At 65.5% G+C, this 20940-nt stretch carries 21 protein-coding genes, 1 tRNA gene and 1 pseudogene; 8 read left to right on the forward strand and 15 right to left on the reverse strand.

Annotated features, from left to right (window positions below; translation table 11 throughout):
• Positions 1 to 61 precede the first annotated feature (61 nt).
• The 3 genes from C2L58_RS08305 (at position 62) to C2L58_RS08315 (ending at position 2634) form a co-directional block, all read left to right on the forward strand.
• A complete protein-coding gene (locus C2L58_RS08305; protein ID WP_103336937.1) occupies positions 62 to 535 on the forward strand; it encodes a hypothetical protein in 474 nt (157 codons plus the stop codon).
• Positions 532 to 1215: a uracil-DNA glycosylase gene (locus C2L58_RS08310; protein ID WP_103336938.1), complete on the forward strand. Its 684-nt coding sequence runs from the start codon at positions 532 to 534 to the stop codon at positions 1213 to 1215. Before C2L58_RS08305 ends, C2L58_RS08310 begins: the two co-directional genes overlap by 4 nt.
• Positions 1216 to 1299: 84 nt before the next feature.
• Positions 1300 to 2634, forward strand: a complete 1335-nt coding sequence (locus C2L58_RS08315) for an NAD(P)/FAD-dependent oxidoreductase (protein WP_103336939.1) — start codon at positions 1300 to 1302, stop codon at positions 2632 to 2634.
• Between the two features lie 62 nt (positions 2635 to 2696).
• Here C2L58_RS08315 and C2L58_RS49150 read toward each other — a convergent pair whose 3' ends face one another.
• Both C2L58_RS49150 and C2L58_RS08320 read right to left on the reverse strand, forming a co-directional pair.
• Positions 2697 to 2867: a hypothetical protein gene (locus C2L58_RS49150; RefSeq protein WP_158264093.1), complete on the reverse strand. Its 171-nt coding sequence runs from the start codon at positions 2865 to 2867 to the stop codon at positions 2697 to 2699.
• Between the two features lie 79 nt (positions 2868 to 2946).
• Positions 2947 to 3657 (reverse strand): NUDIX hydrolase, encoded by a 711-nt coding sequence (locus C2L58_RS08320; protein ID WP_103336940.1) that lies wholly within the window; start codon positions 3655 to 3657, stop codon positions 2947 to 2949.
• Positions 3658 to 3861: 204 nt separating this feature from the next.
• Here C2L58_RS08320 and C2L58_RS08325 point away from each other — a divergent pair, with 204 nt between their 5' ends.
• The 3 genes from C2L58_RS08325 to C2L58_RS08335 all read left to right on the forward strand — a co-directional run bounded on the left by C2L58_RS08325 (position 3862) and on the right by C2L58_RS08335 (position 6964).
• Positions 3862 to 4725, forward strand: a complete 864-nt coding sequence (locus C2L58_RS08325; RefSeq protein ID WP_103336941.1) for a 5'-methylthioadenosine/S-adenosylhomocysteine nucleosidase family protein — start codon at positions 3862 to 3864, stop codon at positions 4723 to 4725.
• On the forward strand, positions 4722 to 6839 hold the full coding sequence (locus C2L58_RS08330) for a hypothetical protein (RefSeq protein WP_103336942.1): 2118 nt from the start codon (positions 4722 to 4724) through the stop codon (positions 6837 to 6839). Before C2L58_RS08325 ends, C2L58_RS08330 begins: the two co-directional genes overlap by 4 nt.
• 48 nt (positions 6840 to 6887) lie before the next feature.
• Positions 6888 to 6964, forward strand: a tRNA-Leu gene (locus tag C2L58_RS08335).
• Here C2L58_RS08335 and C2L58_RS08340 read toward each other — a convergent pair.
• From C2L58_RS08340 to C2L58_RS48525, 13 genes and pseudogenes are all read right to left on the reverse strand, one after another.
• A complete protein-coding gene (locus C2L58_RS08340; RefSeq protein ID WP_103337120.1) occupies positions 6921 to 8792 on the reverse strand; it encodes a recombinase family protein in 1872 nt (623 codons plus the stop codon). The two genes, C2L58_RS08335 and C2L58_RS08340, sit on opposite strands and share 44 nt — an antisense overlap.
• Entirely contained in the window at positions 8789 to 8977 is a 189-nt protein-coding gene (locus C2L58_RS48515; protein ID WP_146073548.1) for a hypothetical protein, read from the reverse strand. Before C2L58_RS48515 ends, C2L58_RS08340 begins: the two co-directional genes overlap by 4 nt.
• 26 nt (positions 8978 to 9003) lie before the next feature.
• Positions 9004 to 9459 (reverse strand): recombinase family protein, encoded by a 456-nt coding sequence (locus tag C2L58_RS08345; RefSeq protein ID WP_103336943.1) that lies wholly within the window; start codon positions 9457 to 9459, stop codon positions 9004 to 9006.
• A 187-nt stretch (positions 9460 to 9646) separates the two neighbouring features.
• Complete coding sequence (locus C2L58_RS08350; RefSeq protein WP_233225616.1) at positions 9647 to 9946, reverse strand: hypothetical protein; 300 nt, start codon at positions 9944 to 9946, stop codon at positions 9647 to 9649.
• 128 nt (positions 9947 to 10074) lie between these two features.
• Complete coding sequence (locus C2L58_RS08355) at positions 10075 to 11121, reverse strand: DNA-methyltransferase (protein ID WP_103336944.1); 1047 nt, start codon at positions 11119 to 11121, stop codon at positions 10075 to 10077.
• Complete coding sequence (locus tag C2L58_RS08360) at positions 11118 to 11936, reverse strand: replication-relaxation family protein (RefSeq protein ID WP_103336945.1); 819 nt, start codon at positions 11934 to 11936, stop codon at positions 11118 to 11120. Before C2L58_RS08360 ends, C2L58_RS08355 begins: the two co-directional genes overlap by 4 nt.
• A 136-nt stretch (positions 11937 to 12072) precedes the next feature.
• Positions 12073 to 14244: a type IV secretory system conjugative DNA transfer family protein gene (locus C2L58_RS08365; RefSeq protein WP_103336946.1), complete on the reverse strand. Its 2172-nt coding sequence runs from the start codon at positions 14242 to 14244 to the stop codon at positions 12073 to 12075.
• Positions 14245 to 15077: 833 nt separating this feature from the next.
• Positions 15078 to 15602: pseudogene (locus C2L58_RS50280) on the reverse strand (MT-A70 family methyltransferase).
• A 103-nt stretch (positions 15603 to 15705) separates the two neighbouring features.
• Positions 15706 to 15891, reverse strand: coding sequence for a hypothetical protein (locus C2L58_RS08375; RefSeq protein WP_103336947.1), 186 nt, complete (start codon positions 15889 to 15891; stop codon positions 15706 to 15708).
• 12 nt (positions 15892 to 15903) lie between these two features.
• On the reverse strand, positions 15904 to 16149 hold the full coding sequence (locus tag C2L58_RS08380) for a hypothetical protein (protein WP_103336948.1): 246 nt from the start codon (positions 16147 to 16149) through the stop codon (positions 15904 to 15906).
• Positions 16150 to 16156: 7 nt separating this feature from the next.
• Positions 16157 to 16534 (reverse strand): hypothetical protein, encoded by a 378-nt coding sequence (locus C2L58_RS08385; RefSeq protein ID WP_103336949.1) that lies wholly within the window; start codon positions 16532 to 16534, stop codon positions 16157 to 16159.
• A gap of 160 nt (positions 16535 to 16694) precedes the next feature.
• Positions 16695 to 16877, reverse strand: a complete 183-nt coding sequence (locus C2L58_RS48520; RefSeq protein ID WP_146073549.1) for a hypothetical protein — start codon at positions 16875 to 16877, stop codon at positions 16695 to 16697.
• 201 nt (positions 16878 to 17078) lie between these two features.
• Positions 17079 to 17606, reverse strand: coding sequence for a hypothetical protein (locus C2L58_RS48525; RefSeq protein WP_146073550.1), 528 nt, complete (start codon positions 17604 to 17606; stop codon positions 17079 to 17081).
• 135 nt (positions 17607 to 17741) lie between these two features.
• Between C2L58_RS48525 and C2L58_RS48530 the strand changes: the two genes are divergently transcribed.
• Positions 17742 to 19193 (forward strand): hypothetical protein, encoded by a 1452-nt coding sequence (locus C2L58_RS48530; protein WP_146073551.1) that lies wholly within the window; start codon positions 17742 to 17744, stop codon positions 19191 to 19193.
• Between the two features lie 123 nt (positions 19194 to 19316).
• Positions 19317 to 20930, forward strand: coding sequence for a hypothetical protein (locus tag C2L58_RS48535; protein WP_146073552.1), 1614 nt, complete (start codon positions 19317 to 19319; stop codon positions 20928 to 20930).
• The last annotated feature ends 10 nt before the right edge of the window (positions 20931 to 20940 follow it).

Raw genomic sequence — 20940 nt, forward strand, 5'->3', positions numbered from 1 at the left:
CGCTCGCCGTGCAGGACCGGCTTCGCGGCCGGGTCGAGCTCGCCGACGGCTGGAGCTGCCGGTGACCGACCCCGATGTCGAGCGCAAGGATGCCGATTCGGCCATCACGCCGAAGACCCCGGGACTGACGGGGCGCGCGCGAGCCGGGATCACGGCCGACCCCGGCCCGTTCGCTTTCCGCGAGTTGCCGCCGATTGCGATCTCGCTGGACCAGCGGTTCGGCGTGCCGGGCGACGAGAGCCACTATCTCGCGCACTCCCAGCGCCTCGCCTCCGCCTCCGCCGGCCCACTGACCGGGGGGTCGCCGTTCGGCGTCGTCGAGTCCCGGGCCGCCGGCGGGTACGGCACGCACAATGTCCGCCGCCTCCGGGTGGCACCGGTCGATGCCGCCGGGCGCACCCAGGGCGGCATCGAGGCTGAGGACCTCCCGACGTGGCACCCGATCGCGGTCCAAGCCGGCTACCTCCCCCCGCGCTACCGGCTGCCGGAGACCACGCGGCACGCCGATCGGCTCTTTCGAGCGGGACTGCGATGAGGTCGCTGCCCGAGCTGGACGCCGCGGTGGCCGGCTGCCGCGCCTGCCCGCGGCTGGTGGCCTGGCGCGAGGGCGTCGCGGGCACCAAGGCGGCCTTCCGCGGCGAGGAGTACTGGGCGCGGCCGGTACCAGGCTTCGGACCACCGGACGCGTCGCTCGCCGTCGTCGGCCTGGCGCCGTCGGCGCACGGCGCGAACCGCACCGGGCGGATGTTCACCGGCGATCCGTCGGGTGATTTCCTGTTCCGGGTCCTGCACGAGGTCGGGCTCGCCTCGCAGCCGACGTCCGAGCGGCTCGGTGACGGCCTCGAGCTGTACGGCACCCGGCTCGTTTCGCCCGTGCGGTGCGCGCCGCCGGAGAACAAGCCGACGCCGGCCGAGCGGAACACCTGCCGCCCGTGGCTGGCCGAGGAACTCGCACTGTTACGTCCGACACTGCGGGCGATCGTCGTGCTGGGCGCGTTCGGCTGGCAGGCGTTACTGCCCGTGCTGGCGGCGGCCGGCTGGCCGGTGCCGCAGCCTCGCCCGGCGTTCGCCCACGGAGCCGTCGTGGAACTGGGCGACCTGCGGCTTTTCGGCTGTTATCACGTGTCGCCACGCAATGTCCAGACACGCCGCGTGACCCACGCCATGGTGGCGGACGTCTTCCGGGCCGCGACCTCGGTGACAGGGCACGACTGAATCGTTACGGAAACCGCAGCGACGCTGGTCACAGCCGGATGGGGCCCCCGAGCGAGGTCGCGGCGAAGGTGTCACCATGAGGACATGGCTGCTGCGAAGTCGAAGTCGGAACCGACTCGGATCCTCGTCCTCGGTGGTGGGTACGTCGGGCTCTACACGGCGTACGGCCTCCAGAAGATGCTCCGGGCCAACGAGGCCTCCGTGACCGTCGTTGACCCGCAGCCCCACATGACCTACGCGCCGTTCCTCCCGGAGGCCGCGGCCGGCGCGATCGAGCCCCGGCACGTGGTCGTGCCGCTGCGGCGCGTGCTCAAGCGCTGCCACGTGCTGACCGCGCGCGTCACCAAGATCGAGAACGAGAAGAAGTCCGTCACGGTCGAGGCGGCCGACGGCCACGTCGAGCAGCTGGGCTACGACATCCTGGTCGTCGCGCTCGGCGCCGTCGCGCGCATCCTCCCGATCCCGGGCCTGGTCGAGCAGGGCATCGCCTTCAAGACCATCGGCGAGGCGATCTACCTGCGCAACCACATCATGACCAAGCTCGACGAGGCGGCCAGCACGCTCGACCCCGAGCTGCGCAAGCGCCTGCTGACGTTCACCGTCGTCGGCGGCGGGTTCGCCGGCATCGAGGCGCTGGCCGAGCTCGAGGACATGACCCGGTTCGCGGTGGAGAACTACTACCCGAACATCAAGACCTCCGACATCCGCTGGGTGCTCGTCGAGGCGGCCGGCCGCATCCTCCCCGAGGTCCGCGAGACGCTCGGCGTGTACACGGTCGAGCAGCTGGAGAAGCGCGGCATCGAGGTCTACCTGTCGACGGCGGCGAAGTCGTTCGAAAACGGCCACGTCGTGCTCTCGGACGGGACGGAGTTCGACACCGACACGATCATCTGGACGGCCGGTGTGAAGGCCAACCCGGTGGTCGGCCAGTCGGACCTGCCGGTCGACAAGCGCGGCCGCCTCGAGGCCACCGCCGCGATGCAGGTCGTCGGCCACCCCGACGTCTGGACCGCCGGTGACAACGCGGCGATCCCGGACCTCTCGCGCACGGAAGAGGACCCGACGGCGACCTGCCCGCCGAACGCGCAGCACGCGGTCCGCCAGGCCCGCCTGCTGGCGAAGAACATCATCAAGGTCCTGCGCGGCGGCAAGCCGAAGGACTACTACCACAAGAACCTCGGCGCGGTGGCGAGCCTCGGCCTCCACAAGGGCGTCGCGGACGCGCTGAACCTGAAGATCAAGGGCTTCCCGGCCTGGCTGTTCCACCGCGCCTACCACCTCAAGGCGATGCCGACGTGGAACCGCCGTATCCGGATCCTGTTCGACTGGATCCTCGGTGGCCTGTTCCGCCGCGAGGTGATCTCGCTCGGGCAGATCAACAACCCGAAGGACGAGTTCGCGCGCGTCTCGAAGTCCTGACGTTCGTTTCGTCGAAGCCCTCGGCCCTCGTGTCCGGGGGCTTTCGTCGTTCCGGGGGAGGCTCAGCCGGCGTGGGGTCCGGTGGCCGAGGGGGCGACGGCGCTGTGTGCCGGGGGCACGCTCTGTCCGGGCGACACGGCGTACCCGGTGGCGACCGCGCCCAGCACCGCGCCCGCGGCGAAGGCCAGCGCCACCGTCCGGACCGCGAACCTCGCCTTGCAGTGGATCTCCATGCCGGCACTTCCCGTCAGAGTGACGATTAAGGTCGGAACCGACGGTAGCCCGCCCGGCTGGTTAGCGTCAAGGTGACGATTACGGGCGCGACCGGAGCATGGCCGGGTGGAGCACGGTGGCGGGGCCGCGGCGGTAGAGCGCGGCGGGCCGGCCGGGCTGTCGCGAGACCCGCTCCCCGGTCGGGATCAGGAATCCGTCGACGCCGATGATCTTGCGGTGGAAGTTCCGCGGGTCGAGCTGTTCGCCCCAGACGATCTCGTAGACCTCGCGCAGGTCGGTCATCGTGAACTCCGCTGCGCAGAAGGCCGCCGCGAGCGTGGTGTACTCGAGCTTGCCGCGGGCGCGTTCGACCGCGTCGGCGATGATCTTCTTGTGGTCGAACGCGATCCGGGTGCGCGGCTTCAGCACCTTCTCCACGGGCATGAGGACCGCTTCGCGGGCGTCGCCACCGGCCACCGGAACCGGGAGCTCGGGCGAGAAGGCGACGTAGCAGACCGCGATCACCCGCCGGCGCGGATCGCGGCCCGGCGTCCCGTACGTGCGCAGTTGCTCCAGGTGTAACGCCCGTGCGTCGAGGCCCGTCTCTTCGTGTAGTTCGCGGGCCGCGGCGTGGTCGAGGTCTTCCGACGTCGACGCGAGGAACCCGCCGGGGAGGGCCAGCATGCCCTCGTACGGCGGAATTCCCCGCTTCACGAGCATGATCTGCAGCGAACTGTCGTGCACGGTGAGGATGGCCAGGTCGACGGCGACCGCGACCTCGGGAATCGTCCACTCGCCGGGCTCAGGCATGGCCGGCGACCCGGCCGGTCGTGGTCGGTGGAGTGTCCATAGTGCACAGTGTACGCAGCCGGCCAATATTCGTCTTATTGACGAGAACGGCCCGATGGGGCTACCTTGCACGATGCACTCGGCATCCTGCCGGTCGCGAGGGCGCCGTTTCGGCGAACAGAGGGAGATCGTCATGGCAGAGCGGAACGAGGGGGCGGTCGCCCCGTGCTGGTGATCCTGACCGCCTTGGAAGTGGAGCGTGCCGCGGTGCGCGCCCGGATGACCGGGGTGCGGCGGCACATGCACCACGCGGGCACGGTGTTCGACGTCGGCGAGCTGGCCGGCCGCCCGGTCGCGCTCGGCATGGTGGGAACGGGCAACGCCCGCGCCGCGGCGATCGCCGAACGCGCTGTCGCGGAGTTCTCGCCGTCCGCGGTCGTGTTCACCGGCGTCGCCGGCGGGCTGCGTGACTGGCTCCGGCTCGGCGACGTCGTCGTCGCGCGGAAGGTCTACGCGTACCACGGTGGCTACAGCGACGACGCGGGCTTCCGGAGCAGGCCGGAGGCCTGGGAACCGTCGCACCGGTTGCTGGAACTGGCGCGGGCGCTGGCCAGGGAGGGGAACTGGGGCGGCGCGCAGAGCGTGCCGGAAGTCCACTTCGAGCCGGTCGCGGCGGGCGAGGTGGTGGTCGACGGGCGGACGTCCGCGGCCGCGCGGTACCTGTGGGACAACTACCACGACGCGGTGGCGGTCGAAATGGAAAGCGCCGGCTTCGCGCTGACCGGCCACCTCAACGACGACGTCCCGGCGCTGACCGTCCGCGGGATCAGCGACCGCGCGGACGGCGCCAAGGACGCGGCGGACGAGGCGGACTGGCAGGCGGTCGCCGCCGGCAACGCGGCGGACTTCGTCCGGGCGCTCGCCGCCGGGATCGGGGGCGCGGAGGGTGCCCGCGAGGACGAGCGCACCCGGGTACCGGTGGCGACCTACACCAACGTGGCCCAGGACAACGCGCGCGTCGGGCAGCAGGTGGGCGCCGTCTACGGGGACTTCCACGTGACGCAGCGATCCCCGCGGAGGCACGCATGAACGACCCGCACGGGTTCCAGAACCAGGCGTCCGGCGAATCCCACGTCGAGCAGCAGATCGGCGCGATCTACGGCGGCACGTTCCACCGCAACGAAACGACCTACCACATCAATCCCTCGGATCCGCCGGAGCGGCGGTTCGAGGTCGCGCTGAACCACCTGCGCGGCGGTACCCCGCGGATGGCCGAGACGCTCTTCCAAGAGCTGCTGCAGCAAGGGCACACGTCCACCGAGCTCGCCTACCACTACGCCTTGTCCGTTCTCAGTGACCGGTCGCTCAACGAGATCAGCGACGACGTGTACGCGCGGTTCCGGATGGCGGACCTCACGGCCCGGCGGTTCGCCCACGACGAGTGGCGTGGCGCGCTGAGCGTGGTGTGGGAGCTCATGTCCTTCGTGTGGCGGCAGGAGATGGGCAGTTCCCTCGATGCCGCCGACCTGGCGAAGGCCATGGCGAACCTGCAGGAACTGCCCCGGGACCGGCAGAACGAGATCACCCGGCACCTCGCGCTCGTCCTCGGCGGCGCGCTCCAGGACAGCGTGGACGTCGTGGACGCCCAGCGCGTCCGGACCGAGCGGCTCGGGCACGACCGGGTGGACCGGGCGTGGAAGTTCTTCGAGCCGGATCCCGCGGTGCCGCGGTACTTCGTGCCCGCACGCGCGGCCATCCCCTCCGCGGAATGGGTGAAGGCGGGCCTCGGGGGCGCGGGCGTGCTCCTCGGCCTGATCGCTTTCCTCAGCGGGTTCGGCGACGGCCGGCCCGCGGCGGGCATCGCCGGCCTGCTCGTCATGGCGGCGGGGTTCGCCGGCGCGATCTGGGCGGGGCGGGAGCAGCAGCTGGGGACGATGCGGCTGGTCGCCCGCGACCGCGAACACGGCGTCCCGCTGCAGTTCCAGGCCGTCGGCTCGCCCGGCCACTGGGTGTCGTCCCGGTTCGTCGAGCAGATCCACAAGCTGGTGGAGGCGCGGTTCTGGGATGCGCGGCCGCACACGCCGGGCAGCTGGGTGAACGACACCCGCGGCATCTGCGAGTACTACAAGTGGCGGTTCGTGACCCTGTTCGGCAACGCGCAGGTCGAGGCCGGGGCGGTGAACTGGCTGATCCGGTGGCACGCCCGCCGGGTCGCCGCGCAGTGGCGGAACGGCACTTTGTTCGCCTACCGCGACGAGGTCCGCCCGTCGCCGACCAGCCTCCTCGTCCACCGCACCGGGATCGCCGTCGCGATCGTCGGAGCGTTGATCATGCTCGGTGGCGCGGGAAGCTTCATCGGCGCGGCGCTCTTCCTCGGCGCAGGCGGCTTCTTCGCGATGCAGCACGGCCTCCGGATCATGGTGTCCCACCAGTTCCAGGCGGAGGAGAACGAGCGCGGCAGCCGGTTGCTGAAGGAGGAGGAGCAGGCGTTCCTGGAGTGGTCGCAGGTGCTCGCGGACCGGCCCGACGACGCCGAGATGGCCTGGTGGCTCGACCTGGACAAGTCCCACCTCAAGACCGAGGCCCTGCGCCGGTGCGCGCTGACCAACCGCGACCTGGTGGCGCACGTGGTCCTGACGGAGGGAGCGGCCAACGCCCAGCGAGCCCGCGTCCTCGGCGGCCCGATGCGCTACTCGCGTTACGTGATCCTCGTGTTCCTCCTGACCCACAGCGGCGTCCGCGAGATCGAGGTGGACCTGGACTTCCTCAAGGCGGACGTCCACGACGAGCGCCGAACCTCCTTCCGCTACGACGCCCTTTCCGCAGCCCGCGTCGCCGAAGTCGGCGTCCGGTACGCGGACGGGTGGCACTACCAGATCCTGAACGGGGACAACGCGGTCCTCCAGCAGACGCAGTCCGTGCGAAAACGGGCATTCCGGCTGACACTGGTGAGCGGCGAGCAGATTTCCGTCGTCGCCGAGGGCTTCGAAGGCCTGACGGACGAGAGGGTGGAGAACGAGGCCATGTTGCAGCGCCTCGCCCTGGAGTCATCGGGCATCGCGGGCGCACTGCACGTGCTGGAAGCGGTCTCGGCGGAGGGCCGCGATTGGATAGTCAGGGAGCAGGAACGCCGCCGCCGCAGATCAGAGGACTGGCGCAGAGGTGAGCACGGCCCAGGCCTCCTCGACGCCGACCCGGAATAGTGCAGCGCACTGGACGCGAGACCGGCTCGATCACCTAGAGTGTGCGGTGCCCCCGTAGCCCAACCGGCAGAGGCAGTCGACTTAAAATCGATTCAGTGCGGGTTCGAGTCCCGTCGGGGGCACCATGCAATCATCTTGCACACCATTAGCAAATGAAAAAACTTCGCTAGGTGTGACGCAATCATCACTTTCTGTTACTGGGCGGCCGGGCCGGTTCACTCCGGTCTGTCGTTGTCCGGGCACGCCGTTTGGCGTGTCTGCGGGCCGCTGGGCCGCCGTTGTGGTGGTTCCGTGGCCGCTTAACCGGCCGTTCGCCATCCGTGCCGACAGATCCGGAGACAGCAGGGCGGCGAATGGCTCCGTCAGCTCAGCCCGAGCCACCGACCCGTCTTGTCCAATGAACAGCTTCACGAAGAAGCCCTGGTTAATCTGTCGCCGGATGGCCTCCGGTGCCGTGACGTAAGCCCGGTGGCAGCGTCCCGCGGCTGCCAAGGCCGCTTCGAGCGTCGCTTCCACCTCAGCCGTCGAGGTTTGCGCGGCGGCAATCAACGTGTCCGCTTCCGCCAGTGCGCGGGTCAGCCGCTGCATCTCTGCGCCGAGTACGTCTTCCGGGATGTGTCCGGCGTAGTGGGCGCGCAAGAGCTTCTGCCGCTCGTCGGTCGCTTGCTGCTTGCGCTTGACGGCAGCCGCCGCGTGACGGCGTGTCTCCTCGCGGTCGGCAGTCATGAGCGCCCGCACGCCGGCCCGGATCTGTTCGACGTGAGCCGCGCTTACCTGGAACCGCTCGTAGAACCGGGTGATGCCTTCTTCGATGCGCTCCAGTCGCACGGCTGGACGACGGCAGTTGTTCGTTTTGGTCTTCTTCTTCACGCATACGTAGTAGGTGTAAGGACCTCCGTTGCCGACGTTGATCGAGTAAACCAACCGGCCGCCGCAGTCGGCGCAGTAGATCGTGCTGCGCAGGTAATGCGTGTGCTTGCGGTCCTTCTCCCCGAGGTGGGCGTGCACCGCCAGGATGTCTTGGATCGCCAGCCATGTCTCCGGCTCGATCAGTGGCTCATGCTTGCCCTCGTAGTGAATGCCCTGATACGACACAATGCCCATGTAGTACGGGTTCTGCAGCATGTGGTAGAAGGTCGTCAGTCCCACCGGCCGCGCGGATTTTGTCGCCGTCGGCCGGCTCGTCAAGCCTCTCGCGGTCGCCTCCAACAGCAAGTCAGCCGCCGACCAGCCGCCGGTGGCGTACTGCTCCAAGCACCACCGCATCAAATCAGCTCGTTCCGGGTCGAGGTCAATCGTCGAGAACGTCACCCCCTCGACCGTCTTGCGTACGTTCAAGTAGCCCGTCGGCGCCCGAAACGGCGTGCCACCTTCCTCGGCCTTGCGCAGCAGCCCCTTCATCACCTCCTGGGCCAGGTTGCCGGAGTAGAACTGGGCAATCTCCGCCAGCAACCCGTACAGCAGCTGGCCATTCGGCGTGTTGTCGATGTTCTCTGTGCATGACACCAGCTCCGCGCCGTGACGCCGCAGCAGCAAGTTAATCGCGATGTCGTCTTCCCGGTTCCGGGCCAGCCGGTCGATCTTGTGCACGATGACGTAGTCCGGCTTGACCTTCCGCACATCGCTGAGCATCGCTTGCAGCCCCTCGCGGTCGGCGGACCGCGCCGACTCACCCGCGTCGATGTAGATGTGGTGCACGACCGCCCCAAGCTGGTCCGCCTTAGCCAGGCATGCGATGCGCTGCGCGGGAATCGAGTAGCCCTCCGCGCCCCCGCCTGTCCGGGCCTGCTCCTTCGTACTCACCCGCAGGTAGATGAACGCGATGGGTGTCGCGCGCCGGGTTACCTGCTTCTGCAGCTTGGCACGAGACAGGCGTACCGCCCGTCTCTTGGCCAACACCAGGGCGCGGCTCGGTTCGGTGGTCGCCTGCGTGGGGGCGGTCTCGTCGGTCATGAGCGCGCACCCTCAGCCGCCTTCTTCAGGCGTTCGCGCCGCTTGGCTTGTCCTGCCAATATCGCCCGGCGGTGCTCAATGCTGTAGTACTCAGCCGTTGCCCGCACGATCGTCATAGTCAGGTTGTCGGCGGCTTCTTGTGGACTCGGCAGTGGCGCCTTGGCCGATTGCTTCTTGGTTGACATGATGGTTCCTCCTCTCGGGAAGTTAGTTATGACAAGTCGCTATCTGGTTCATCGCATGGTGGTAATCGCCGGGCCGTCTCCGCCAGCTGTACCGACCCGATCCGCGCGATCAGCTGCAATTCGACTTCCGTCGCCTCCCGGTGCGGCATGCTGGCGATTTCGAGCCGGGCACCGGCCTTGCTAATCGTCCAGGCCAGCTGGCTGTAATCGCCGATCTTGAGCGCAACCCGACCATGGTCGAAGGTGATGACGTAGGCCACGTCATCCCGGCGGTCGAGGTCGCCGAGCAGGGCGGCTAGTCCTGGTCGGTTCAACCTGTTGCCCGAGCCCCGGTCGGTGTAGATCCCGGCGACTTCTAGGCCCAGTTCGGCAGCCCGCCGTTCGCACGCGCGTCGTTGCCGGGCGGCAGCCTCACGTGGTGGCTCGTCCCGGGCTACCCGCAGGTAAATGAGCGCCTTCGCAGTTTCAACTGATTTGGTCATAGCAGTTCTCCTATTGGCTTCACGGAGCCATAAATTGGTTTCCTTTCGTTCATTTTTTCAGTCTTTTTAGGAAGTGCCAAGACAGGCTATGCTGTCCTTATTTTGATGAACGGTTAATTGTCGAGTTTGAGGTGACGGGTAGCGGATGTGAGGCCGCCACCCGTCACCGTTGGGGAGACCGAAAGGCTTACCCTTCGGTTCCGGCCTTACGGCTGCGGCTCGTCGCCGGCTTGGCCGCCTCGGCGACCTGTTCCGGGTTGGTGCCGAACAGTCCCTCGATGGCTCCGCGTCGCGCGGCAGCTTCCTTCTCGATCTCCTCCAGCGCGGCGGCGGCGCGCTGGGCGAAGTCGGGCTCTTGCCGCTTCGTGCTGACGTAGAGCTCGACCGCCCGCAGGGCAGCATCGTTGAGCGAGATGCCGTCCAGCTGGGCAACCAGCGTGAATTGAGCGTGCAGGGCGTCGGGCACCTTGATCCCCAACGTCTTCACGCCCGCTCTTGGTTCGGACACGAGTGTCCTCCTCGGTGTGGTGCGACCGCCCATGCTCGACGCCTGGTGCGCCGAATCTGGAATGAGCGACCGCAGGCCACCGACGAGTGCGGGGGTAGCGAGGGCGGTCACGAGACCGCCCTCGCCTGCGTCGCCCGCCCCGCCGCCAAGCGCTCCTCCGCCAGCCTCGCGTAGCTCGGATTCAGCTCGATGCCGACCCAGTCCCGGCCGTAGATCTCGGCCGCCAGCGCCGTGGTGCCGGAGCCCAGAAACGGGTCGAGCACCCGGCCCGGTCGCCAGTCCGCCCGGCACGAGCACGCCGGGCGCAGTGGTCCCGTGGCCAGCAACCGACCATGCAGGCGTTGCGGTGCCCGCTGCCACGGCGTGGCGCAGGCCGTGCATACCCGCTCCGGGCAGGTGGCCAGCAAACCTCTCCGCACCAGCCGCAGGGGGAAGGTGGCGAAATGCGCGCCCCGGTAGCTGCCCGTCGCCTCCACCCACCAGTCGTTGGGGTTCTTCCCGAGCGGGTGACTGGCGATCCCAGCTCGCTTCAGCCGGGCCAAGCCGTGGTTCAGATCCACGCGCGGGCTCGTACCGCCGCCCAGGCTCGGCACCGCCGTACGCGGCAAGGAGGGCCGAGCCCGACTCGAAGTCCGGCCGGCACCCGCGGTCTTGGCGGGCTCGCGCACTGCGTCGAGGTCGAACGTGTAGGTTGCCTGCCGGGTAAAGAAGAACACGTACTCGTGGGCGTTGGTGAAGCGGTCACGCACACTCGACGGCGTGGGGTTCGGCTTCGTCCACACGATGGTATTGCGCAATAGCCACCCGGAACGGGTGAGGCGCAGCGCGACGCGACTGGGCCCAAGCAGGAGCGACTTCTTCTCCGCCCCCTCGCGGGGATGACGGCTGTAGCCGTCGCCGAGGTTCAGGAACAGCGCGCCCGTCGGCACCAGGACCCGCGCCAGCTGGTCGCAGATGCCTGCGATCTCCGCCGCCCAGGCTTCAACATCAGCTTCCGCGCCGATTTGGTCCTCGTGGCCGTAGCTGCGCATGTTCCAGTACGGCGGACTCGTGAAAATGCAGTCCACCGATGCGTCCGGCAGATCGGCGAGGCGCTCGCGGACGTCGCCGACCAAGATGTGGTTTAGGGGCAGGGTGGTTATGGGTTCGGTCATCGGGCACCTCCTTCGAGGGGGACTTGCGTTAGTTGGTCGGCGGCCTCGGACAGGAGGCAGACCGTGAACAGCTCTTGTGTCTCTTCCGGCAGCCGGGCAATGACACGCGTGATGGCCTCCAGCCGGGCGGCGTCCGGCACGAGCCACCAGGTCTTGGGGAACACCCCGAACCGTTGTTGCTCGATGCCGGAGTTCCAGTACGCGTGGTAAACGCCGAGCTTCCGGCGGATGGTGGGCGCGCTCTCGGAATCAAGATCGATTTCGAGGAAGGCGCTGATTTCGTACCGGCCGTCGTCGACGCCGAGCCGGACGAACCCGTCGGGCTTAAGGGTGATGAGCTCACCCGCCAGGCCTGAGAAGCGTCTCCAGCAGTTTGGTTCGCTGGTGAAGCCGAGAAGCTTGGCCTGGTCGTCGCGGGCGCGGTCGACGAGCTGCACCAGCAGTTCCGACACCGCGAGGGTGTGGTCTTGGAAGGCGGGCTTGGTGTAGCTGACCCGCCGGTGCCGCCTCGGTTCGCGGTGGCCGAGATCGAGTACCGCTTGTCCCAAGCCGGACAGGCCGTAGACGATCCCGTCACTACCAGCCCGCAGCCCGCCGATGCGCCGGGGCAGGCGCACCACTAGTTCCAAGGTCGTCAGGCGTTGCAAGGTTGCCCGAGTCTTCCGGCCATGGGTCGCGGGCTTGCTGGCTTCGATGTGGAGTCTCCCGAGCTGGGCACTGCTCGCCAGCCGCAGCGCTTCCAGCGACTTCAGGATGGCAACGTCGCGCTCGCTGAGCTGCCGGGCCAGACGGCGGGCCCGTCCGCGGCCGCTCATCGAAGAACTCCAAAGTGGCTTTGTAGAGCGCTAGAGTGTCGGCGGCGTCTATCCGGCATTTGCGCACGTCGGGGCGTTTCCAACTCGACGCGATCGGCGGGGCGACCGGCGGCTTGACTCCTGCTCCAAGGCCGCCTCATACGTCCGTCCTCCGAGCGCCAATCGCTGCCGCCGGTGGCTCACCGCCGTGCCAGCGCGCGAGCAGCGCCGCGTCCAGTTCGGCCGGATCGGTGCCGTAGCGGTCGGCGCTCGCACGGCGCACCGTGTCCGGATCGTGTAGCACATCCGAGAGCGGCGGGGTCGCCACTTCAAACGGCCGACTCGGCGCACCGTCCACGAGAACTCGAGCGACCGCGTGGTAGGCCGGAAGCCGTTCCAAGTCAGTGGGTGTCACGGGCTCGCCCAAGACCCGCGCAAGCGTCCGGCCGTCGCCCTCTGCCGGACGAAACACCACCCGTGCCCCGACGTTGGCCAAGACGGCGGCTTGCAGGTCAGAGCCCAACTGCCCCAAATGCTGGTTGGCCAGTGCCCAGGAGGTACCAGCTCCCCGGCTGCGCGCGAGCGTGTCGGCGAAGTCGAGCCCACCGGTGAAGCCTTGCCACTCGTCCACGAACACGGACACCGGACGTCGTGACTCGGCGGGTCGCGTCGTCTGTCGCTGGATGGCCTCCCACAGCTGGCTCAAGATCAAACTGCCAAGGAGTTTGGAGGTCCCGGGACCGATGGCTCCGGTATTGAGATTGACCAGCAGAATCGTCGGTCGGGTGAACACCGAAGCCAGCTCGAATTTCGGCCGACCTCCGCTCAGCAGGCGCCGCACGGCGGGCCGCGCCGTCCACGGGCGAACTTTATTGGCGACCGGCTGCACGACCTGCGTGCGTTCCGCCTCCGACAAGCTGTCAAACCAAACCAGCCATGGCGCGGTTATCAGCCGGTCGCCGACGCGAGCCGCCACCCGGTGTCGGAACTTGACGTTGCTCAAGATCGGCAGCAGGTCGGTTAAGGTTCCGTCCTCCAGCCGCGCCGCCAGGATCAAGGCATGTAGGAGCACGTCACTACTGCGCGGACCAATGGCCGGACCGAACTCCGTGCGCAACAGGCCGAGGAGACTGTCGGCGCGGCGCTCTGCATCCTCGCGCGGGCCGTGCAACGGGTTGAAACCGATGACGGGACCGGGCGCGCCGGGATCGATGACCACCACGTCGCGGAGGCGATTCTCGGGGAGTCGGGCCAGCACGTCGGTGATCAGGTCGCCTTTGGGCTCGACGACCACCAGGCTGCCGCCGGCCTGCGCTTCAGCCGTGATCCAGCCTGCCAAGAGGGTCGATTTCCCCGCCCCGCTGGGAGCGATCACGTGACTGTGCGTCCCGTAGCTGGAACGAGGCAACCACACCGCCGCTCCGCGCGCGGCCGGATGCGTACTCCGGCCCAAGGGCCGCGCGGCTGGACCAGGCGACCCCGTCTTAGCAGGTCGAAGCAGCCGGGGCGGCGGCGCCGCGAAGACGCCCGCGCTTCCGGGGACCTCTAATCCACCGAGGCCCCAGCCAAGGACGGCGGCCAGTTCACTGGCGTTGAGCATCGCCGACCACGACCGCTTGCGGCCCATCACCGCGTCCATCTGCTCGGCCGTCCGCGTCGATTGGTGCGCCGCGTACAGACGAGCGTGGGCTGTGCTGGCCAGCCCGAGCGCCGTCGCGGTCGGACGCAGCAGCTCAGCGGCCCGGCGCAAGTTCGGCGCGACACTGCCGACCCGGCCGCGTACGCCAAACCGGGGCTCACTCAGGCGGGCTTTCCAACCGTGGTGGTCGTCGCCGTTCGGCTGATGCGGCGTCCCGAAGCCGAGCAGTTCCAGCGTCGAACGATGGTCAGGCGGGGTCGTCGACGTCTGGCTCGGCCCGACCACCCACTGCACCGCCACGGCTTCGCCACGCCGTAGTTCGTCTCGGAGCCGCATCAGACCAGCAGCCACCTGACCGGCCGTGTCGAGCCGGATCGGGTGCACCACGCTCGTAATGCGCAACTCCCGCGCGGTCACCATGGCCGGCCGCTCCGGCGCCGCGGTCGGCGTCAGCACCAAACCCGCCAGGTGACCGCACAGCTCACCGGGCAACGTGCGCGCGATCCGCTCGTCGATCCCGACCAGCCAGCGCACCCGGTCGGCGTGCAGCCACAACTCGAAAGCCACCATGGGCTGAAGCCCGAGGAAGCCGTAGTGCGGGCGTCCGGCCAGCACGCGCAGCATGGCCGTGACATCCGCAAGCGACGCGTCACGCGGCGGGAAGGCCTCGAACCAACGAAGGTCGATCATGGCGTCACCTCCGTCTCAGGTGGCGCAGTCGACGGCGAGACAGCCGCCCCGGCGGCCCCCGACTTCTCACCCGGCGCCGGCTGTCTGCCGAGTTGAAACCGCGCCAGCGCGATGCACGCTCTCGCTAACTTGCGCACCGCCGGGTGTACGCGTTCCTCGGCCGTGACCGTTACATGGTGCTCTGACTCAGGCATAAAAATCCCTCCTTTCGATCCGTTTCGAAACGAGGGCAAATAAGCGTGCACATCTAAGGCTGCCAATACTGCTTGACACTTCAGTACAGCAACTATGAAAATAGAGTGCACACAGCAATCCCGAGTCTCAAAACGAAAGGTTGTTGTGTGGAAAACAGTTGAACGATGTCGCCAGAACCGGCCAGGCGGAGAGAACTATCCAAGGCAATCTCCGCATGGTGCGCCTGGCGGCGCGTTCAGACTTTTTACTATGCGGGAGGCCTTATGAGGCCTGCAAGGTACTTATCCACAAGGTGAAAAGCGAGCGGCTGCAGGAATAAGTAGCGAACTACCAGACGAAAGTTTACAAAAAATCTGTTAGATAGCACAAATCCGAAAAGTTTGCTTGAACTGATCGTTAAGATTCGAACTTCAGTTCAAACGCGAGCATCTACTCACAATGCGACCTACGTCGCCATGCGCGACGCAACTCCCGGCTCAACGCGGCCAGCGATCGCCGGCCTTCTTCAATCGGCTTATCCTCGCGCTTGCCGCCGACCAGCTGTCGGCGCGTCCTTCGAGACATCATGTGCCTCCTTCCTGCCGGGGCGAAGCCTCGTGATGCAGGCAGAGCTTTGCCCCGGCGTGAATGGGGTGGTTTTAGAAACGGGCGCCGGACACCGGCACGTCGCTGTCGACTTCGTTGCCCCACGCGTCCCATCCGGGGACGCGTCTCCGGGCAAACAACTCCAGGTACGGCCCGGTTGAGCAGCGCTCGATGATGGCGTACTGCTCTTCCGGCTTGTGGCTGTGTTCTTGCTGCGGGGCGTAGAACCAGGAGCCCTGACAACGGAACTGGATCGGGGCGCGACCCCGCGTTCCCAGCAGGAGGTGTTCCGTCTGGTTGCGCAGGTACTGCCCGAGCCCCAAGCGCGGCTTGACTCAGGTCAGGCAGCTCCGGTAGGTGAAGCCCCAGGCCGCCATCACCTCTCGGCCGACCGGCAGCGAGCCATTGGTGACCCACAGCCACAAGTGCGCGTCAGGCGCGGCCAGCTGCTCGACGCCGAGGGCGCAGATGCGGTCGAGGCTCATCAGGGGGTAGTGACGCTCAGCGCCGAGGTTGCCGCGCTGGTTGATGTCCCACGGGGGATCGGCCAGGATGGTTCGATACTGAGCTTGGGTCATTGCGCGGTAAGAGCCTCCTTCCTGCCGGGGCGAAGCTGTCAAAAGGCATGGCTCTGCCCCGGCGCGAATTGATTGGAATTAAAGAGATGGCGCGATCGCCGGGCTAGCGGCGCCTGCGCTCCATGTAGAGGCGGATCAGGAACAACGCCGACAGGATGCCGAGCGCGTAGATCAGCTGGACGGGCATGGCGTGGGCCACGCCCAGCCCGAAGGTGAGCGCGAAGATTGCCAGCATGACCGAGCGGAACTTGCCGAGCATGGTCGCCAGGGGCGATTTAGACTTGCTCATAGTGCACCTCCTCTAGACGCGGTTGCGCTGGCGGGCTCGAATGATTTCCTGATCAACGTCGCCCTGAGCGCGGTTCCACAGGGCGTTCAGCTGGTGCTCAGTGAATCGCTTCATGAAACGCTGCAGCTCCTGCGATGCGGCTTCCGAATCCTGGATACGTTGATCCAAGCGCCGCAAGTCGTATCGGTAGGAGCCGAGCATGCAGATGTTGAAGGCGATGAGCAGCACCACCGCTATGACACACGCGACCGTGAGCATGACGGACTCACCACCGCTCGTACGGTCTGCACAAATAATCTTCGACGAGGAAGTTCGCGCTGATGCCGTACGTGACGTGCATCCGCTCCATCAGCGACAGCGTCAGCGGCGACACGCCGCGGTCGCGGGCCTGCTGCATCCGCCGGTCCGACTCCTCGACGCGGTCGAAGGCGGTTGCGACCAGCTCGCCGCCCGTGTAGAGCGACGAGGCTGCACGGTAGTACCGGTCTCGTTCGGTCACATCACTGGAGTAGCTGACCGGGTCGGGAATCCGCCGGGCCGGAGAGCTCGGGGCTCTGCGGGTGAGACCGTAGTCGGGCTGCAGCCCGAGGTGGCCGTTGACCACCCGGCCGTAGGCGTCGGTGGTGGCTCGGGGCTTGTCCATCTTTATCTCCTTCGAGAATAATTGCGCGGTAGGTAAATAGGTGTGCAGTAGGCGGCGATTTCGACCGAATCGGGATGGTGCGTGGCAGTAAACATCTGTCACGCACCATCCCTAAGCGGCGCTAACCCACCTCCTTCGTTAGGGCTGACACAGCAAGAAATTAGTCTTCCTTACTGCGTCCTCGCTCAAAGCGTCGCGCCACTGACCAGCCGGTCTGAAAACCGAAAGCAAACAGCACGATCAGCAGTACTGCCAGCAGTGCGAGAACTTCGGGCGCACCCATGTGGGCCGTCCTTTCCTGTTTGTGAGTTGACACACCAGATGCCATCGCCTGAACGGCCATCGCATCATCTTCTGGGAGTGCCCTAGGCGAAGAAGTCCGAGCTGCCCGGGGCAAGAGCAACGCTACGGCCGGCTGGCTTGCCGTGGTGGAAAAACCTTGGCCAGCATGACAAGTCAACAACGTCTGCGCAGGTCAGGGGCCTGAACCGGTTGTTGTCATGACTAGTCAACGACTAGTCATACGTCGTCCGCGGGCGAGCGCTCAGCCGCGTGGATCTTCATGTGGTGGTTCATGCTCGTCCGAATCGCTGCTTGCTGGAGGCCCGAGGGGGTGACCTGGCCCCCAGCCGTAGCGTTGACGGGTTTCCTCGGCGGCCATTTCGTCCACGACTTGCGCGCGAATTGTGGCTTCAAGCTCCTCGCGAGTTATGGCCGAGGGCAACTTAAGATACTCCTGATATTCAGGCGAGTTCATCCGTTTGGCTACTTCTTCGTCAATTGCCGAGGTATCGCGGCCGGGCTCGAATGGGTATAGCGGATCTGACTCCCATCCATAGCGTCGACGAGCCTCTTCGGCGGCCATTTCGTCCACGACTTGCGCGCGGATTGTGGCTTCAAGCTCCTCGCGTGTTATGGCCGAGGGCAACTTAAGATACTCCTGATATTCAGAAGAGCTCATCCGACGAGCTACCTCTTCGTCAATTGCTGCGGCGTCATATTCAAACGTCTCCCCAGATTCGGGAGCGCGTTCTTGCTCAGGATTGCCGGGACCAGGGAAACCTTCAGGCATGGATGCAATCTTGTTTAACTGCTCTATTTATAACATCTTGGCAACCGGCAGTCATTGGCCTAGTGCATGTAGTAGCATCTTCGGCTTCGTGTCAATGGAGCGTCGAAGCGAGGGCATGTGACGACACCTTCTCGCATGAGTCGGGCGGAGCAACTATCGTCGCTGCAACTACAGTTGCTCATGCTCGCAAATCGCGGCGGAGTGCTTCGAAAAGACTTGCCGAAGTTGCTCACGTGCGAGTTGGATGATCTCCGTAGATCCTGGAAGCTCCACGCAAGTGCCGATCTGGATAAAATCCAGAAGACTGATCTTAGCAAGTTGCAGGAAGAAATTCGAAATAAGCTACGTCAACATTTAGAAAAGATGCTTGCGCAAGGGGTGGCATCTGCGCATAGAGATGCTGACGTGGGAGTATTTAGGCATTCATTCAACTACAGTTTCAACATTGATGTTCCCCCGCCTTATTGGTCGCGGCCAAAGCTCGAAAGACAGGGGCAGGTCAGGAACGCCGCTAAGGGAGGTCGTGGTAGTAGCCCTCGTGCGGTTCAGCGCAAGCTAGAGCGTGCGTGTGAGGCAATAGCCGAGCAGATGCTCGCAGCAGATGAATTTACTGCCAATGTGCCAGTCTCGCTGTTGAAGAAGGTCGCCGATCGGGACGAGCGGGCCCCTGTCGAAGAGGAGTCCTCAAGTGACCCTGATGAACTTGCCGGCGTTCCTGAAGTAAAGCCCTTCTGGCGCCAACGTCGGGTTCTCTTCGGCGCACTGGGGGTAACAGTCGCTTTGCTGGTTGCTGCCGGTGCCATGATCGCATCCCGACGTGAAACGCCCCTCGATCCGCAGAGCCTGCTGCGCGCAACCCTCCTAGCCACCGGAACAGATTCCGCGTATGGGGGAATCTTCCCGGCACAACTGAGCACCAAAGCTGACAGCTACGTCGACAAACTCAGCAAGGCGCCAAATGATGCCGACTATGAGCGGATCTTCCAAGACGAACTCAGCGACGGCGCCTATGCTGCTGGAGGCATCAGAGTAAACATCGCCCTGGAAGTCTTAGCCGACGGCGAAATCAGCCTCTACGACATCAAGCCGGTCAACATTAAGCACGAGGCTGTCCCGCTTGACACCCTCGTGCTCCTATCGCTGGGCCACGGTCCGGCTGCGAAAGTTCAAGTTTCCCTTGACCAAGCTGTGCCGGTTGCCATGGACGTAGGCTCGGGGCATCCGCAACGCTTCGGCGCCAGCGAGATGATGGGGCTATCGAAAGCAAGTAAGGGCGTCATCGACGCTGCCTTCAACACTCAAACGGTGGCCGAGACCTTCGACATTGAACTGAGTTATGAATACCAAGGGCAGAAGTACACTCAAGTCCTTCACCGCGCCCCTGATGGCAAGCCGTTCCGGGCGGCCGCCTTGCTGTGCAAAGAGCGGCTTCAGACGCCGGCCCCGGAGGTAAGCAGCGCTGAACTTGAACGGCTGAGAACGCTTCGGTATCGCCGCGTCGTGGGTCTCGACTCGACCGGCAACACGGCTGGTAACTACGCCGTGAAGAACATTGACCCGAATGACTTTGCTGGTCGATGTTACTGAGCCTGATGCATAGGATGGTGAGCTGAGGCGATGACGACTGGGCGGCGCTATGTGGTAATTGCGGCTGTTGCCCTGCTCGTCGGCGGGCTCGTATCTCAGTCGGGGCTGCCAGATATTGCGCCGTTGCCCTACGCCTACCTCACGGGCATCGAGTTGGTGGCCATGCAAGGCGACCATGTCGTTGGTCGCGCTCCCGTGCAGTACGACATCAGCCATGGCGATCTCATCACCACCAGTGACGGAAGGTACTTCGCGGTCTTGTCTGGCCCGGCTGAGTCAAACGGAGGCAAGCAATCGCCTCAACTCGTTGCCGTTGATGCCAGGAGCGGTCAAGTTCAAGTCCACGACTGCCTTGCGTGCGAGTCCATTGCCGCTGTCGGGGGCCCACGGGTACTGGCGAACACGAACGATGGCTTCCTGCGCTTTAGCCTATCCGAGTCTAAGCCTCCGCTTCGGTTCCCGGCGGGAGACCAGTTTTTGGATCGGCTGAGATTGTTAAGCGGTGCAGCGGGTGCGGCTTTGGCGGCGACACGTGATCCGTTCAACGCGCTTAAGGAGGCGTTTTACGTCGTTCACGAAGACGGTGTGGAGCGCAAGATTGCCGTGATTGACCGACCTGAGGCTCATTACTACGGGCCGCCAGCGTATCGCCATAAGTTCGTGATCGGTCGCTCTGCTGCGACGATCCTCCCAAGCGGTGAGGCACGGTTTGCAGTCAGTACGGCAGCAACTCGGAGCGACTTCCCCTGTGCCGTAGATGGCAAGGTGTCGATATTCTCGTCGGATGGCCTGCTGGTCGAGGATACGAAGTTGGGGATTGCTGACCACGCCCATATTTTGCCTGGCATAGACGGTGCCCTCGCGGCGGTTGATCTCTGGTGGGACAATACCGGAGATCTGCACGCGATTGTTGTTAACGATACGTGCGGTGCGTCTAATGTCGGCGACGCAACCAATTCGCTTACTGAATGGCGTCTTCACGATGGCCATTGGTTACCGGTCTCGGGAGAGCAAACACGCACCACCCGGCAACTGGGTGGACGGTCGAGCGTCACGCTACTTCCTCGCCTGCCGCTTACTCCATCAGATCAAGCCTACGACCTGTATCTCTCCCAAGGTGGCAGTCAGAAGAAAGTTGGCGAGGACGTCATAGTTCTAACCACTATGGAAACGCCGAGCTTGCCGTTGCAAGATCCGTGCAAGGTCGACCCAGTCGGCTGTCCTCCGCCGAGCCTGCTCAGCCTACGAAAGCGACTGTATAGTGCGCCGGTTCCAAGTTTGTGCGAGCACCCAGCAGGAACGTTGGTTGACGGCGCACTTCCGGGTATCCCCGACAACCAGGGTGTCGTCGAACTAGCGGCGAAGGGGGAACCCGAGAACGTGATCGATAATCTCGCCATCGGCGACATCACGAGTGACGGCGTGCCGGAGATGGCGGCCGTCTTCGACTGTTCTCAGGGTGGAGTTAGTTGGCCGGAGTATGTAGTGGTGTACTCGGCTGAGGAGAAGATCTTAGGTGCGATCGACCTCGGCGATGTTGCTCTTGGCGAGCAAGTTGAGCACGCCGGCATTGAGCGGCTGAAGAGTAGTGACGACAAGTTTCTGTTGGCGTTTACGACGTATAACGGCGCTGCTTTTTGCGTCAAGAAGTGGTCGGCAGAACTCCGATGGGATGGCCATTCCGTCACTATGCAGAACTTGCTTCCGGCCACGAATATCCCCGCAGTCCCTTGCTAAGTGACTGCAA

This window comes from Amycolatopsis sp. CA-126428 (assembly GCF_002904335.1).
In the GTDB taxonomy this organism is placed as follows: Bacteria; Actinomycetota; Actinomycetes; order Mycobacteriales; family Pseudonocardiaceae; genus Amycolatopsis.